The organism is Xanthomonas theicola (assembly GCF_014236795.1).
Lineage (GTDB): Bacteria > Pseudomonadota > Gammaproteobacteria > Xanthomonadales > Xanthomonadaceae > Xanthomonas_A > Xanthomonas_A theicola.
In genome coordinates, this window is sequence record NZ_CP049017.1 from 331,171 (window position 1) to 347,758 (window position 16,588).

Genomic DNA, 16,588 nt, shown 5'->3' on the forward strand with positions numbered 1-16,588 from the left:
CCACCTGCAGCGAGCGCATTCGCCAACGATGGGAAGACTTCGCGTCGTGCAGGCCGCTTCGCAGGTGGATCGACCAAATTGGCGGGATGGCACCCGTCAACTTCAATCCGGGCTCATCCGGCACAAACTGGTCTCTCCCTCGAGAGGATCAGCCATTCAGGCAGGCCGGGGAGCAGGTTGCGGCCAGCACGCGCACCCTCGGCAGTGAGCCGCCGCTTCGACGGCCGCCGCCCAAACGGCGACGGGTAGAGCAGGATGAATCTGGGACGGCGCCGCAGTGCAGGGCGCCCTTGCCCGTGAATGCGCAAACCGGAGCAAGTGGCGGCGCATGGGACGGGCGCGCCCAGCAACCGCCGGCGACCCACTCGTACCGGCGCAATATTCCCACCGACGGGCGCGGTACCGCGCCCGAGCGGCGCCCGGACAGAATGCCCGCTTACGCCAGCGCCTCGTCGTCGCATCGACGGCCACAGCGGCCAAGGCATGGCTTGGAGCTGACGACGGAGGCGCTTGGCCTGATCGAACAACAACTTGACCCGGCGGCAAAAAAACGACTGCAGGAAGAGCGAGAGCTGTATCGGCGACAGTTGAGTGCGCCCAGCCGGATAGCTCAGACACACAATGCTCGCCTGTGCATCTCCATGGCACAGGACAACCAGCTGGCGCGGCGCATCGACTGCAAGCTGGCCCTGCCTTTCCTGGATGGAGGCGCCAACGCGCAAGCCAATGCGCAGTGGCTCGACAACTATCTCCAGATGATTGCCAGTGCAAGACGGGCCGCAGGCGTAAATCAATACGATCTCGATCATTGCACTGACCTCGCGGCGCAGTATCTCTACAAGACCGACTGGTTCGACGGTGCCTCGCTGAGACAGCTGGCCCATGTGGGCAACAAGCTGAGCAAGCACCCCAACCAGCCCGCGTGCATGCAGGCGATCGCCTGGATCGCCGGACAGGTGGAGCAGGCCGATGATCCGTTGGGGCTGGATGGCCACTTGCCAGCCCTACTCCTGAACGCCTTTGCCAAGAACACCGACAGCGGCAGGTGCGAACGCGCGGTGGCTCGCCTGGCACGTCACCTGCAAGACAGCCAGGCCCGGCATTCTCTGAACGCGCAGGGCATCAACCTAGCGCTCAATGCCTTCAGCAAGTGGTTCGATAACCCGGACTGCCAGTCCATGGCGCACTCGCTCGCCGCGCTGCTCGCCAGCAACAGCCGCTTGCGTCATACGATGCATGGGCAGGACATCGCGAACACGCTCAACGCTTTGTGCAAATGGCCCGACACGCCGATCTGCAAGACGGCCGCCAGCGCGCTGGCCTCGCGGCTGGCCGACGATCCCGGTTTGCGTCACGCCCTCAAACCGCAAGAAGTGGGCAACGTGTTGAACGCCCTGAGCAAATGGCCCGACACGCCGATCTGCAAGGCGGCCGCCAACGCGCTGGCCTCGCGGCTGGCCGACGATCCCCGTTTGTGCCACGCCCTCGACCCGCTAGGGGTGGCCAACACATTGAACGCCCTGAGCAAATGGCCCGACACGCCGGTCTGCGAGGCGGCCGCCCGCGCGCTGGCCTCGCGGCTGGCCGACGATCGCGATTTGCGCCACGCCCTCAACCCGCTAGGCGTGGCCAACGTGTTGAACGCCCTGAGCAAATGGCCCGACACGCCGGTCTGCGAGGCGGCCGCCCGCGCGCTGGCCTCGCGGCTGGCCGACGATCCCGGTTTGTGCCACGCCCTCGACCCGCAAGGCGTGGGCAACACATTGAACGCCCTGAGCAAATGGCCCGACACGGCGGCCTGCGAGGCGGCGGCCCGCGCGCTGGCCTCGCGGCTGGCCGACGATCGCGGTTTGCGCCACGCCCTCCACCCGCAAGGCGTGGGCAACACGTTGAACGCCCTGAGCAAATGGCCCGACACGCCGGTCTGCGAGGCGGCCGCCAGCGCGCTGGCCTCGCGGCTGGCCGACGATCCCGGTTTGTGCCACGCCCTCAACCCGCAAGAAGTGGGCAACGTGTTGAACGCCCTGAGCAAATGGCCCGACACGCCGGTCTGCGAGACGGCCGCCCGCGCGCTGGCCTCGCGGCTGGCCGACGATCCCCGTTTGTGCCACGCCCTCGACCCGCCAGGGGTGGCCAACACGTTGAACGCCCTGAGCAAATGGCCCGACACGCCGGTCTGCGAGGCGGCGGCCCGCGCGCTGGCCTCGCGGCTGGCCGACGATCGCGGTTTGCGCCACGCCCTCGAACCGCAAGGCGTGGCCAACGCGCTGAACGCCCTGAGCAAATGGCCCGACACGCCGGTCTGCGAGGCGGCCGCCCGCGCGCTGGCCTCGCGGCTGGTCGACGATCGCGGTTTGTGCCACGCCCTCAACCCGCAAGAAATGGGCAACACGTTGAACGCCCTGAGCAAATGGACCGGCACGCCGATCTGCGAGGCGGCCGCCAACGCGCTGGCCTCGCGGCTGGCCAACGATCGCGGTTTGTGCCACGCCCTCAACCCGCAAGGCGTGGCCAACACGTTGAACGCCCTGAGCAAATGGCCCGGCACGCCGGCTTGCGAGGCGGCCGCCAGCGCGCTGGCCTCGCGGCTGGTCGACGATCCCGGTTTGCGGCACACCCTCAACCCGCAACACGTGGCCAACGCGTTGAACGCCCTGAGCAAATGGCCCGACACGCCGCTTTGCAAGGCGGCCGCCCGCGCGCTGGCCTCGTGGCTGGCCTCGTGGCTGGCCGACGATCCCGGTTTGTGCCATGCCCTCGACCCGCAACACGTGGCCAACGTGTTGAACGCCCTGAGCAAATGGCCCGACACGCCGGTCAGCGAGGCGGCCGCCCGCGCGCTGGCCTCGCGGCTGGCCGACGATCGCGGTTTGCGCCACGCCCTCAACCCACAAGGCGTGGCCAACACCTTGAACGCCCTGAGCAAATGGCCCGACACGCCGCTCTGCGAGGCGGCCGCCCGCGCGCTGGCCTCGCGGCTGGCCGACGATCCCGATTTGCGCCAGGCCCTCGACCCGCAACACGTGGCCAACGCGTTGAACGCCCTGAGCAAATGGCCCGACACGCCGCTCTGCAAGGCGGCCGCCCGCGCGCTGGCCTCGCGGCTGGCCGACGATCGCGACTTGTGCCACGCCCTCAACCCGCAAGGCGTGGCCAACGCGTTGAACGCCCTGAGCAAATGGCCCGACACGCCGCTCTGCGAGGCGGCCGCCCGCGCGCTGGCCTCGCGGCTGGCCGACGATCGCGATTTGCGCCACGCCCTCAACCCGCAAGGCGTGGCCAACGTGTTGAACGCCCTGAGCAAATGGCCCGACACGCCGGTCTGCGAGGCGGCCGCCAGCACGCTGGCCTCGCAGTTGGCCGACGATCGCGGTTTGCGCCACGCCCTCGACCCGCAAGGCGTGGTCAACGCATTGAACGCCCTGAGCAAATGGCCCGGACGCGCGAGCTGCGAGAAGGCCATGGAGGCCTTGGCCGGGCGGCTGGCGGCGGACCACGATTTGCGACAAGCACTGAGAGCGCCACACGTGGCCTTGTCGCTCAATGCGCTGAGCAAATTGCTCGGAGGGGCGGCCTGTCGACAGGCATCGTTGCGGCTCGCCGAGCGCCCAGGCACGGCCGAGTTGCCATGGCAGCAGTTCGACATGCGCGCACTCGCCCTGGTGGGCAACGCGATATCGCGCCTGCTGCGCGTGGACGAGGACGAGTTCCAGACCTTGGGCGGCGCCAAATTGCAGGCGCTGGCCGGGCACCTGGAGCTGCATCGCGAGCGCTTCGAGTCCGCCTCGGTCGCGGAAATCGCGCTGCTCTTCAAGGCCCTTTCATCGGCGCAGCTTCATCGCCAGATGCGCCCCCTGGCGCGACCGGCGCTCGAGCGGGTCGCGGCGCTCGTGCGCGAGGATGGATTACGCGAGACGAACCTGGAGGGGCTGGGCAACCTGTGCATGGGCCTGCTGCCGGTGATCCGCAGTCCTGAGCTGACGCCTCGCCATCGGGGTCACGCCCTGCGCGTGTTCAACACGTTGCAGCCGATCGTAGAGCGCAAGATCGACTTGTACCTCACCGTCGGTGGCTCACGTGCATCGGCCGAGACCGAACAGCACGCCACGCGATGCCCGGCGTTGACGTTCTTCCAGGTGCTCAAGGCCTACGCGATGGTGAGCCGGCAATGGAAGCCGCGCCACGTCGAAGGCGCGCGCCAGGAACTGCGCCAGCGCCGCGAGCAACTGGCGCAATGGGTCGACCAGACGCTGGAGCGCACGCGCGAGGCCATCGAGGCGGACCTCGGCGAGATGAGCTGGAATCTGATCGCGCAGATCGAGGCGGGCGACCAGGTGTTCGACGCCCTGGACCGGCGCATGGCGAAGGAGGCGCCGAGGATCACGCAGGCCCATCCACCGAGCCGCTTCGACCTGGGCGCCGGGCACATGAGCATGCGTTCGGCACCCGGCCAGCCCGTCGCGCCGGCACCGGGCACCGGCAGCACGACCCACGTCGTGGTCGATCTGCATGGCAAGGAAGTGTCGACCAACGCGGCCGAGACGAACAAGCCTTACTCGCTGTTTGCGCGGCTGACGGGCCTGCCGCTGGTGGAGGTTCAGCTGCCGGGATCGATTTCAACGTTCATGCTCGCGCGCACGCTCACCTACCAAGGCCAGCCCTGGCGCTTCGACACGTTCGGCGGCAGCCGCGCCGCGCGCGGCAACACGAGCCGCCCGGCCCATCTGCTGGCCGGCGCCTCTGCATCGCCGTCGCTGCTGCCGGCGATCCGCTATGCCGACACCGCGCCGGGCAGCAGCCTGATGGAGCTCCTCGCCAAGCTCGCCCCGCAGCGCGAGGACTGGTCGCGCATGCAGCGCGCGCTGCTGGAGATGGTGCCGAGCGACCACGTGGTCGAGGGCACGCTGCGCCTGGGCTTTTTCGACGACGTCAACGGCCCTGCGCACCCGTTCAAGCCCGTCGCAGCGGACGGGCGCCCCCTGGCGCTGTGCCCCAACGATGGCTGCGGCTTTCTGAAGCGGGAGGTGGCCCTGCGCATCCCGGCCTTCCGTGAGCACTTCTGCGCCTGGGAAGCGGCGCAGGCCGGCCAGGCCAGCCAGGAGCAGCGCGAGCTTCTGGCCAAGGACAAGGGCCCCACGCGGCTGGCACCGCAGGCGCTGCAGCACTTCCCGCGCGAGGCGGCGGCGCTGCAGGAGGCGCACGAGGCGATGCAGCGCCGGCTGCAGGCGCTGCCGCCCGAGCCGAGCCAACTGGCGCTGTACGAGCTGGCCACCAGCGGCGGCTACGAGGGCCAGAGAGTCCGGGCGGTGCCCTCGGCCGACGACAAGGTGCACCTGCCGCGCGAGCGCAGCCAGGCCTTCGACGCCGCCGGCGGCGCCTTGCTGATCGGCAAGCCGCCCTACGACAAGGAAAACCTGCTGCCGGTGGCGCAGGAGCGCGTGGCGACCGTGGCGCAGGGCGACGCCACCGCCGAGTTCCTCTCGCACTGCTTCGGCCTTCAGTACAGCTACACCGGCTTCGACGACCGATCGGGCGAGGCTACCGAGATGCTGCACAGCAAGGGCATGCTCATCGTGGTGCCGCCGGAGAACTGGCCGGCGCAGTTCGCGGACATGGACCTGGCGTGCTCCAAGGAGGATCTCAAGACGTTGTCGCGCTGGACGGCCGGGCGCGACCGCGGTGCCGTGCCGCCGGACATGCTCAGCACCGGCAGCCTGCGGCTCAAGGACATCGTGGAGCCCGGGCGTCTGGGGGCACTGCCGATCCCGGAGCTGCGCAAGCGCAACATGGACACCGACGGCGACGACGCGTTCGTGTATGCGGGCTACCCCAGGCTGGCCGCGCTGATCGCGCGCGAGATGGCCGATCGCGAGGTGCGGCGCGGCCAGCCACGCTCCTTCAAGCCGCCGAAGACGGCCACGCCGGCCATCGACCCGGACAGCGGCCACTACCAGGCCGGGCGGCTGTCGGAGATCATGTCGCTGCAGCGTGGCGGCCAAGTCATGGGCGCGGCCAGCACCCTGGCGGCGCGCTTCATGGCGCAGCCCGACCCATTGCGCGAGGCGATGGCGCGCAACATGATGTTCGGTACTTACGACGGCATCGAGCGCGACCTGCGCAACGAATTGCGCCAGATGCTCGAAGGCCAGCTCAGGGATCCCCAGGTGTTGGCGGGACTGCGCGCCCAGGCGCACGAAGCGATCGGACGCGCGCACATGCCCGAGGCGCGTGAAGCCGCTGAACTGTTGCACGCGCAGTTGCTTGGGCTCGAGTCGGCGACGGCTGGCTCAGCCGATGCGCCGCACTTGCCCGACACGCTGGCCGAGGCGTTTCCAACGCTCGCCCAGGCCTACGTGGCCGCGCCTGATGCTGAAGCACGTCTGCACGCCATCCTCGACAACTACCCGGTGTGCCGGTTGTCGCACACGCAGTACCCGCAGGGGCAACCAGGGCTCATCCCCGGCGAGCCGGAGTTGAGCATGCGCAACCTCTTCACCATCGCGATCAAGGTGGGGACCGATGCGCTGAAATCCGACACCGGCACGGCGCTGTTCGCCCAGATCGTGGAGTCCTGCGAACGATCCGAGCGGGCGTTCGCCGAGCGGGTGCTCAGCGTGCCGTACGGCAAGGCGACCGCCCGGGCCATGCACGATGGCCGCTTCGACGCCGAGCAGACCAAGGTGCTCCTGCAGAACATGCCGACGATGGCGGCGGGCGTCATGCAAGACGCGCTGCACGCGCTGCAGCAGGCGGGCCTGATCGACCCGCCGCCGTCGCCGGCCGAGCGCCTGCGCGCCGTGCGGCCCGAGGACATCGCGCGTACGGCCCAGGCCCTGCTGACACGCGCCCGCGAGATGGAGCCGGCGGTCACCGACATGCTGGCGCGCGCCGCCCAGCCCCACCGTGGGCGACTGGAGGGAACGCACCATCAACTGAAGTCGCGCGGTTCGCTGGTGGAAAAGCTCAAGCAACAGATGGCTTTGAAACACAAGACCCTGGAAGAAGCGGCGGCCAGCGTGAACGACATGCTGCGCTACAGCGTGGTACTGGACCGGCAGGACTTCACCGACGGCCTGCGCGGCGTGCTGGCCTCGCTGGACGATCAGAACCATGTGCGGGTCAAGCTGACCAACCTGTTCGCAAAGCACCGGCAGGCATTCAAGGCCGTCAATGTCACGCTGCGCAGCCCCGAAGGCGCGCTCTGGGAGATCCAGTTCCACACGCCGGACACCTTCAAGTTGAAGGAGGAATTCCACGACCTGTACAAGCGCAAATTTGCGCTGCAGCTTCAGGGCGCCTCACAGGCCGATCAGCGCGACCTGCAGGCGCCTGCGCAGGCGGCCTTCAGCCGCGTGGAGGCGCCGCCAGGCTGCGAGGAGATCGACGATTGGGAAGCGCCCTGACTTTGACGCGGCGCACGCGGCAGTACGCGGGGTTTGAGACGCAGTGGAACAGAAAACCGGTATAAGCCCAGGACCAACCAGGGTTGCTGATCGTCCTAGGGCCAGTTGGAGGGTCGGCAGCTAAGGTTTCCCCACGTTTTTACGCGGCCAACATCATCTGTTCGCGCACTGCCGCAGGCAGTGTGAACCGCCCCGGCTTTCCTGGAGGCCGTTTGGTTTGAGTCAGGCCGCCTCGGCCTGACCGGCTTGCTGCCGATGGTAAGCCGCTTCGGCTTCTGCTGGCGGGATGTGCGCGATCGGCCCCAGCAGTCGTTTTTGTGTTGGTACCAGTGCACCCAGTCCAGCATGGCCAGTTCCACCTGCTCGCGGTTGCGCCATGCCCTGCGGTGGATCGCCTCGGCCTTGTACAGGCCGTTGATCGTCTCGGCCAGCGCGTTGTGCCCCAAGGGCAGGCTTCGCGCTCGTGGCTGTCACCGACGCTGCCCACCGAGGGCTCGATCCTGGCCTCGGCCAGCCGTTTGCTGTAGCGAATGCTGACGTATTGCACGCTGCGGTCGCTGTGATGGATCAGTGCCTCGTTTTCGACCCGCGTCCGGGCATGCAGGGCCTGCTCCAGCGCATCGAGCACGAAGTCCGTCGCCATCGAACTCGATGCCTTCCAGCCCACGATCCGACGCGCGTACACGTCGATGACGAAGGCCACGTACAGCCAACCTTGCCAGGTCCAGACGTACGGGTGAGTAGGCCGGGGGAATTTCACCCCCAGCCCCTCGCAGAACCGGACGTGAGCCTCCGCGTCTTCTCTGGATGCAACTCCAACCCACATTGACCGAACCGCTCGGCCAACCTACGCAGGACGTACTGTGCCTGCGCTTAGCTCTTGCAGTGGATCACCCCATCATCGGCGTAGCGACAGAACCGCACGCTGCGCAAATTCGTGGCAATCCAACGGTCGAACGCATAGTGCATGAACAGGTTCGCGAGCAACGGACTGACGACACCACCCTGCGGTGTGCCGCACGACCGTTCCACGCGCTGTCCATCTGCCATCTCCATCGGAGCCTTGAGCCAACCCTCGATGTACAGCAGCACCCATGGAATCTGGCAATGCTTCTTGACCGCCCGCATCAGCAACTCGTGGTCGATGTTGTCGAACAATCCCTTGATATCGAACTCGATGACCCAGTCGTAATCCCAGCACCGCCGCCGCACCACCGTCACCGCATCGAGCGCGGAGCGCCCGGGGCGGTAGCCGTAGGAATCGGGATGAAACAACAGCTCCAGGATCGGCTCCAGAACATCCTTGACCACCGACTGCGCCACCCGATCGGCCACCGTGGGCACGCCGAGCATCCGCACGCCTCCTGACTTCTTCGCAATCGGCACGCCTTTGACCGGCGGCGGGAAATAGCTGCCGGAACTGAGGCGATTCCAAAGCACGTACAGGTGGTTGCCGAGGCGACGCTCGAACTGCCCGATCGTCTCCCGATCGATGCCAGCCGAACCGCCATTGGCCTTTACACGTTGATACGCTTCCCATACCCATTGCTTGGAAATCTCGAACCGCTTTGTCATGACCATCGGCTCCTCCTGCTTGCGCAGTTGACCCATGACCATGACCAGATGACGCGGCCCCTTCGCTCCCTCGCCATTACAGCGACTTCTTCGCTACTACGAGCCGCTCCGTCCCTTGGTGGCGCATCGGTACTGTCGGCCTCGCCTTGCGGGCTTGCGCCTTTCCCTTGCCATCGCCACCGAAGGTTCCCGCACTTCAACGCAAGAGCCCGAATCCGGATCACGCAGCCTCTACGCCGGACACCGCCTGACCCATAAGCAGGCACCTGCCAGGCTGATCCCGGAGCAACATCACTCCCTGGTTTCGATGTCATCTGAGTACTTTCGACGCTTGAACGGCTGTTCACGGTTGTTCGTCTTCCGGATTCATACCTGACGCCTGTCGGCGCCTTTTCCGCAACGCTCACGACCGGGGCTTTTGACCCAAGCCGCTTGCGGTGGTTTGCCACCTGCTCCTGCAAGCCGATGGCGAGGGGCCATACCCTCATCTCTCACGCCGCTTGCTGCGGCACACTGAAGTCGCTCACCCACAGCGCGGTCGGCCGGTCGGCCTGGAACTGCCGGTTCACCCGATCCAGCGGGCACGGCTGCGCCTTCGCTGTGCGTGGTCTTCACCGCCTTGTCGCCGATCACGCCACGCAATCCCAACCGCCGCATCAGCCGTTCCACTGTGCATCGCGCCACCTGCCAGCCTTCCCGCAGCAGTTGCTTCCACACCTTGCGGGCACCGTAGACTTGCCTGTGGTGTGGTGCGCCGGCGTCGGTCGCCTGGCCGCGCCGGTGGCCGCTCAGGGCTTGGCCGGCGCCGGCGCCGCTGGCAGCCGGATCTGCAATTCGGCGCGCGGGAAGTCCACCGCATAGCCCTGCAACACTCCCAGCAGGTCGTTGCCCAGCAGCATGGAGGGCGTGCCTGCCTCGCCCATGTCCGAGATCAGCAGCGGCACGTCGCGGAACCTGACCGGCCCCAGCGCAACCGTCTCCAATTGCACGATCCATGCGGCTGTCGCCGCATCGGCCGTCCCGCGGATCTCCCCTGCCGGCTTGACGCGCGGATCGTCCTGGCGCAGGCCCAGCGCCTTGAGCAGCGCAAGGTTGCCCACGCTCCGGCCGGCCCCGGTATCGACCAGCGCCTGCACGCTCACCCCGTCCAGCCGCAGCGGCACATGCAGCATGCCATTGCCATCGGTGGTGCCGGCCACGGTCGCGTGCCCGCTCGCCGCCGCGCTGGAGGGCGCGATCGTCAGCGTGCCGGCAGTCAGGTCGAACAGCACCTTGGATCCGGCGAAGCGTTCCATTCCGATGATGCCCCTGGCCGAGGTGATGCTGTCGTTCGGCAGCGCCAGCATTTCCAACTGGCGCTCGTCGAACAGGCCGGCGTTCAAGCGTTCGACCGGATAGATCTTGGCCGTCTGCATGCCGACCGCGCCGATGATCGTCATGTCGCCCTCCAACGGGCGCAGGGCAAGCTCCTGCACCAGCGACGGCGCCAGCAGGCTGGTCTGCGCGGCGGTGTCGACCACCATCGCGAACGGCCCCTTGTCGTTGATCTGCGCCTCGATGACGGGGCGGCCGCGATCGTCCTGTTGCAGGGCGACGGTGGCGGCGGGTTGCAGCAGGGCGGCAAGGACAAGGCTCAATGCGATCATGACGAGCTACCGTGGGGATCCATCCGTCATCGTGCGCGCGCTTGCTTGCCCGAAACTGACGGCCGGTTTGCGCGCGTCGGGGGATCGGCGACAATCGCTGCATGAGCAAGATCCATATTCTCGGCATCGCCGGTACGTTCATGGGCGGTGTCGCCGCGCTGGCGCGCGAACTCGGCCATGACGTCGAAGGCAGCGACCAGGCGATCTACCCGCCGATGTCCACGCAACTGGAGCAGCTCGGCATCGCGCTGAAGCAGGGCTACCTGCCCGGGCACATCGGCGCCGACTGCGAGCAGGTGATCGTCGGCAACGCGCTGTCGCGCGGCAACGCCGCGGTCGAGGCGGTGCTGGATTCCGGCCGCGCCTACACCTCCGGCGCGCAGTGGCTGAGCGAGCGGGTGCTGCCCGGGCGCGATACGCTGGCGGTGGCCGGCACCCACGGCAAGACCACCACCAGCAGCATTTTGACCTGGTTGCTGCAGGCCGCCGGCCGCGAGCCGGGCTTCCTGATCGGTGGCGTGGCCGAGGATTTCGGCGTGTCGGCGCGGCTGGGCGGCGGCGCTGCGGCTGGCGCCACGCATGGCTGCCTGACGCCGCCGCCGCGCCCGGCGGCCGCCACGGACGGCGACCGCATCGCCATGGCCGAGCGGCCGCTGTTCGTGGTCGAGGCCGACGAGTACGACACCGCGTTCTTCGACAAGCGCAGCAAGTTCGTGCACTACCGGCCGCTGGTGGCGGTCCTCAACAATCTCGAATACGACCACGCCGACATCTTTCCCGACGTGGCCGCGATCCAGCGCCAGTTCCATCACCTGGTACGCACCGTGCCGCGGCGCGGGCGGCTGATCGTCAACGGCGAGGATGCGCATCTGCGCGAGGTGCTGGCGATGGGCTGCTGGACGCCGCTGGAGCGCTTCGGCTTCGATCCTGCGTTCGAATGGAGCGCGCGTGCACTCGCTGCCGACGGCAGCCATTTCGCGGTCCTGCACCATGGCCGGGAACTGGGCGAGGTGTGCTGGCCGCTGCTCGGCCGGCACAACGTGATGAACGCGCTGGCGGCGCTGGCCGCGGCGCATGCGGTCGGCGTGGCGCCGGGGCGGGCGATGCCGGCGCTGGCGCGGTTCCGCAGCGTCAAGCGGCGCCTGGAAGTGATCGGGCAGGCGCAGGGCATCACCGTCTACGACGATTTCGCGCACCACCCCACCGCGATCCGGACCACGCTGGAAGGTCTGCGCGCCAAGCTCGGCGCGGCGCGCATCGTGGTGGCGATGGAGCCGCGCAGCAACTCGATGCGGCTGGGTGCGCATGCGCAGGCGCTGGCGCCGGCGCTGGACGCCGCCGACGCGGTGGTGTTCCTGCAGCGGCCGGAACTGGCCTGGGACGCCGCCAAGGTGATCGCCGCGGTGCGCGGCCAGGCCCGGGCCGCGGCGGACGTGGACGCGCTGCTGGCGGCGTTGCAGGCGCAGGCGCGGGCCGGCGACCATGTGGTGTTCATGTCCAACGGCGGCTTCGACGGCGCGCCGCGGCGTTTCCTGGCGGCGTTGCAATGAGCGCCGTGCCGCGCTGCGGAGCGTGCGCATGAGCCAGGCGCGCAGCACGCTGCCGCTGTTTCCGCTGCACGCGGTACTGTTGCCGGGCGCATCGATCAAGCTGCGCGTGTTCGAGCGTCGCTACCTGGACCTGGTACGCGAATGCGGCCGCAGCGGCGGCGGTTTCGGCGTGTGCCTGATCCTGGACGGCACAGAGACCGGCGCGCCGGCGGTGCCGGCCGCCTACGGCACCGAGGCGCGCATCGTCGATTTCGACGTCGGCGCCGATGGTGTATTGGTGTTGAGCCTGCGCGGCGAACGCCGCTTCCACGTGCTGCGCAGCCGCGTCCGCGACAACGGCCTGGTGGTGGGCGACGTGCGCTGGCGCGCGCCGGACAGCGACGACGAACTGCGGCCGCAGCACGCGTTGTTGTCCACCGTGCTCGACAGCCTCCTCGACCAGGCCGCCGCCGTGTATCCGTTGCCCGGCCCGCGCCTGCTCGACCAGGCCGCCTGGGTCGGCTGGCGCTTGGCCGAACTGCTGCCGCTGGACGAGCGCCAGCGCCTGTCGCTGCTGCAGCAAGACGATCCGCACGAGCGCTTGGAGCAGTTGCTGGGGTGGATCCCCTAAGGACCGGGATTGGGGATGCGCACAGGGAATCGATCAGTGCAGCATCGCTTCGCTGCATGATGGTGCTGGAGGCGCTACCGAGCCTCGGCGGCGGCCCCGCCCTCGCTGCGCACCAGCAGCACCGGCACATCCGACGGGCGATGCATGTCCTTGCGCGTGGGCAGCGCATGCAGTGCGGCGGTGACCGCGTTGAGCGCCGGATCGGCGCCGCGCAGCGGGCGCCACAGCCCGATCAGGTTGAAGTGGCGTTCGTAGCGCAGGCTCTGCGCGCTGCCCAGCCACAGCGGCACCTCGCCCGGTTGCAGCCGCGCCGCTGCCGGCCACAGGCGCAGCGCGTAGAGCTCGCCCGGGCGCGGGCCGCTGCGCAGCATCAGCAGCGCTTCCACCTGCGTGTCCAGCGTCGCCGGCAGCACCGGGACCTGTTCGGCCTTCGCCTTGTAGTCCAGCAATTGCAGCGCTTGCTGCCAGCCGGCCTGCGGCTGCACGCGCCAACCGGCGGCCTCGAGCCGGCGCTGCAGCGGCGCCAGCGGCCCGGCCACCTGCAGGTCCAGCGGCCAGCGCTGGTCGTCGTCGAACTCGTTGCGCCGCGACGGCAGCCGCCGCCATTCGTCCTGCCACCACGCGCTCGCCGCCAGGTTCATCGCCGCCGGCGGCGACGGTTCGAACTTGGCCAGCTTGCGCTCCAGGTCGCGTGGCGCGTACCACAGGGCCGCGGCGACGAAGCCGCCGTAGAACAGCCACGCCAGCGGCTTCATCCAGAACGCGCGGTTGAAGCGGCGCCGGTAGGCGATGCCGAGCACCAGCAGCCAGAAGATGCCGAACAGCATGCCGCCGACCACGTCGCTGAGCCAGTGCGCGCCCAGGTACAGGCGGGCGAAGCCGATCAGCGTGACCAGCACGCCCGACAGCAGGTACGGCCAGACCCGCGAGCGTCCGGGCAACTCGCGCGCGATCAGCACCGCGAAGAAGCCGAAGCTGATCGTGGCCATGGTCACCGCCACCGACGGAAAGCCGAAGCCGCTGCTGGCCGCCGGCGGGCGCACCACGTGCACGGTGGTGCCGAGCAGTTCGGTCAGGGCCAGGCCGAACGCCAGCGCCGCCAGCCAGTGCGCCGCGGCCATCCAGCGCCGGCGCCAGGCCAGGTAGCCCAGGCCGAGCGTGGTGGCCGGCACCAGCACCTGCCAATCGCCAAGCGAAGCCAGCGCGGCCATCGGATAGTCGGCCAGCGGGTTGCGCAGCGCCAGCATCAGGTCGTGCACGGCCAGGTCCAGCCGCAGCGGTTCGCCGTGCGCGACCACCACCATCAGCAGCGCGAACCAGCCCCAGCCCAGCGCCAGCAGCATCACCGCCAGCATCGCCAGCGGCACCGATTCGCGCCGCTGCGGGTCGAACACGGCGATCGCGTAGCGGCCTAGCACCGGGTGCCGGTGCGACCAGTCCAGGCCGCGCGCCACCAGTGCGTCGATGTGCCCGGCCGACCAGCGGTAGCCGTACAGCACGATCGCCCAGACTAGGCCCAGCGCCAGCGCCAGCAGGCCCAGCACCAGGAACAGGCGCCCGGCGACCGCGGCCACCGCGTCGTAGGCCTGGCCGAGCAGCCAGCCCGGCCCCAGGAACAGCAGCGCCCAGGTCGCCGCGGCGACGCCGCTGGCGGCCAGGTAGCGGCGCAGCGGCATCTTCATCATGCCGGCCACGGCCGGCACGAACGGGCGGATCGCGCCGACGTAGCGCGCCACCAGGATGCTCTTGAAGGCATTGCGGCGGAACATCGCTTCGCCACGGTCCAGCAACTGCGGGTAGCGCCGGAACGGCCAGTAGTTGCGCAGTTGGTGGCCCCAGCGGTGGCCGACCCAGTAGCTGAGCGCATCGCCGGCCAGGGCGCCGAGGGCGGCGCTGACCACCGCGTACGGGCCGGAGATCTGGCCCAGGCCGATCAGCACGCCGATCGCGAACAGCAGCGGCAGCGCCGGCACGATGGCCCCCAGCACGATGACCGCGTCGCAGAACGCGATCGCAAAGATGACCACGCCGGCCAGGAGGGGATGCGCTGCGACCCACTCCAGCGTGGCGTCGATCCATGATGCATTCATTGGGGGATTATAAATGGCCGAGCATGGCGTTCCGCTTAAACTGGCGTGATGACGCGCGTGCCGGCCGGTTCCAGCCAGATCCTCAAGTCCGACAGCTTCGGGCGCATCCTGCTGGTGCGCGAGGCCGGCGACGGCGTGTTCGTGCGCCGCGACCTGACTGCCGCGCCGTGGTGGCTGCGGTTGCCGGCGCGGTGGCTGGCGCGGCGCGAGGCGCGGGCCTTGCGGCAGTTGTCCGGCATGGCGGCGACGCCGCAGCTGCGCGGTTGGGACGGCACCTTCCTGGACCGCAGCTATCTGGGCGGGCACGCGATGTACCAGCGCCCGCCGCGCGGCGATCTGGCCTACTTCCGCGCCGCGCGGCGCCTACTGCAACAGGTGCACCGGCGTGGCGTGGCGCACAACGACCTGGCCAAGGAAGCCAACTGGCTGGTGTTGGAGGACGGCAGCCCGGCGCTGATCGATTTCCAGCTGGCGGTGCGTGGCGCGCCGCGTTCGCGCTGGATGCGGCTGCTGGCGCGCGAGGACCTGCGCCACCTGCTCAAGCACAAGCGCATGTACTGTCGGCAGGCGCTGACCCCGGTCGAGCTGCGGCTGCTCAAGCGCCACTCCTGGATGCGCGAACTGTGGTTCGCCACCGGCAAGCCGCTCTACCGGGTGGTGACCCGGCGCCTGCTCAAGTGGGAAGACAACGAGGGGCAGGGGCCGAAGCCCTGAGTGTGTCGGGACGGGGGACTGTTAAAAGCGGATTTGCAGGGCGCGCCGCAGAACGAGGCTAAGCTGTTGCGAGTCCCGAGTCCCGAGTCCCGTGAATCTAAACGGCAAAACCCTGTTCATCACCGGCGCCTCGCGCGGCATCGGCCTGGCGATCGCGCTGCGCGCTGCGCGCGATGGCGCCAACGTGGCGATCGTGGCCAAGTCGGCGGTGCCCAATCCGAAGCTGCCCGGCACCATCCACAGCGCGGCGGCGGCGGTGGACGCGGCCGGCGGCCGCGGCCTGGCGCTGCAATGCGACATCCGCGAGGAGCAGCAGGTGCGGGCGGCGGTGGCGGCCACGGTCGCGGCGTTCGGCGGCATCGACATCCTGGTCAACAACGCCAGCGCGATCTGGCTGCGCAGTGCGCTGGACACGCCGATGAAGCGCTTCGACCTGATGCAGCAGGTCAATGCGCGCGGCAGCTTCCTGCGCGCGCAGGCGTGCCTGCCGCATCTGCTGCGCAGCGCCAATCCGCACCTCCTGACCCTAGCGCCGCCGCCGTCGCTGGATCCGAAATGGTGGGCGCCGCATACCGGCTATACGCTGGCGAAGATGGGCATGAGTTTCGTGACCCTGGGCCTGGCCGGGGAGTTCGGCCCGCAGGGGGTGGCGGTCAACGCCCTGTGGCCGCGCACGCTGATCGCCACCGAGGCGCTGAACATGATCCCGGGCGTCAGCGCGGGCAACGGCCGCCGTCCGCAGATCATGGCCGACGCGGCGCACGCGGTGCTGACCCGGCCGGCGGCCGGTTTCCACAGCCAGTTCCTGATCGACGACGAGGTGCTGGCGGCGGCCGGGGTGATCGATCTGTCCGGCTACGCGCTGGACCCGGCGCAGCCGTTGCTGCCGGATCTGTTCCTGGAGTGAGCGGCGCGGCGCGGCGGGGTGCGGCATGGCCTGGGGCGAGGCGCGACCGCGATCGTGAACCGCCCCTGGATTCCAGGAGGCTCCAACTGTTGA

General features: G+C 69.0%; 8 protein-coding genes and 2 pseudogenes. 5 read left to right on the top strand and 5 right to left on the bottom strand.

Annotated features, from left to right (window positions below; translation table 11 throughout):
• Positions 1-86 precede the first annotated feature (86 nt).
• On the top strand, positions 87-7,403 hold the full coding sequence (gene xopAD / locus G4Q83_RS01510) for a XopAD/skwp family type III secretion system effector (protein WP_185817320.1): 7,317 nt from the start codon (positions 87-89) through the stop codon (positions 7,401-7,403).
• Positions 7,404-7,625: 222 nt separating this feature from the next.
• Here the strand turns inward: xopAD and G4Q83_RS01515 are convergent.
• The 4 genes and pseudogenes from G4Q83_RS01515 to G4Q83_RS01530 all read right to left on the bottom strand — a co-directional run.
• Positions 7,626-8,136, bottom strand: a pseudogene (locus G4Q83_RS01515) (DDE-type integrase/transposase/recombinase); the annotation flags it as partial.
• A 140-nt stretch (positions 8,137-8,276) separates the two neighbouring features.
• On the bottom strand, positions 8,277-9,014 hold the full coding sequence (gene ltrA, locus G4Q83_RS01520) for a group II intron reverse transcriptase/maturase (RefSeq protein ID WP_246432237.1): 738 nt from the start codon (positions 9,012-9,014) through the stop codon (positions 8,277-8,279).
• A gap of 476 nt (positions 9,015-9,490) precedes the next feature.
• Positions 9,491-9,716, bottom strand: a pseudogene (locus G4Q83_RS01525) (IS3 family transposase); the annotation flags it as partial.
• A 50-nt stretch (positions 9,717-9,766) separates the two neighbouring features.
• Positions 9,767-10,624 (bottom strand): aspartyl protease family protein, encoded by an 858-nt coding sequence (locus G4Q83_RS01530; protein WP_128421375.1) that lies wholly within the window; start codon positions 10,622-10,624, stop codon positions 9,767-9,769.
• A gap of 101 nt (positions 10,625-10,725) precedes the next feature.
• Here G4Q83_RS01530 and mpl point away from each other — a divergent pair, with 101 nt between their 5' ends.
• Positions 10,726-12,174: a UDP-N-acetylmuramate:L-alanyl-gamma-D-glutamyl-meso-diaminopimelate ligase gene (mpl, locus tag G4Q83_RS01535; protein WP_128421376.1), complete on the top strand. Its 1,449-nt coding sequence runs from the start codon at positions 10,726-10,728 to the stop codon at positions 12,172-12,174.
• 28 nt (positions 12,175-12,202) lie between these two features.
• Positions 12,203-12,784: an LON peptidase substrate-binding domain-containing protein gene (locus G4Q83_RS01540; RefSeq protein ID WP_128421377.1), complete on the top strand. Its 582-nt coding sequence runs from the start codon at positions 12,203-12,205 to the stop codon at positions 12,782-12,784.
• 74 nt (positions 12,785-12,858) lie between these two features.
• On the opposite strand, the gene G4Q83_RS01545 is transcribed toward G4Q83_RS01540, so the two are convergent.
• Entirely contained in the window at positions 12,859-14,874 is a 2,016-nt protein-coding gene (locus G4Q83_RS01545) for a bifunctional DedA family/phosphatase PAP2 family protein (protein WP_128421378.1), read from the bottom strand.
• 48 nt (positions 14,875-14,922) lie between these two features.
• Here G4Q83_RS01545 and G4Q83_RS01550 point away from each other — a divergent pair, with 48 nt between their 5' ends.
• Both G4Q83_RS01550 and G4Q83_RS01555 read left to right on the top strand, forming a co-directional pair.
• Positions 14,923-15,588, top strand: coding sequence for a protein kinase family protein (locus G4Q83_RS01550; protein ID WP_170069198.1), 666 nt, complete (start codon positions 14,923-14,925; stop codon positions 15,586-15,588).
• Positions 15,589-15,679: 91 nt separating this feature from the next.
• Entirely contained in the window at positions 15,680-16,495 is an 816-nt protein-coding gene (locus G4Q83_RS01555; protein WP_128421379.1) for an SDR family oxidoreductase, read from the top strand.
• Positions 16,496-16,588 lie beyond the last annotated feature (93 nt).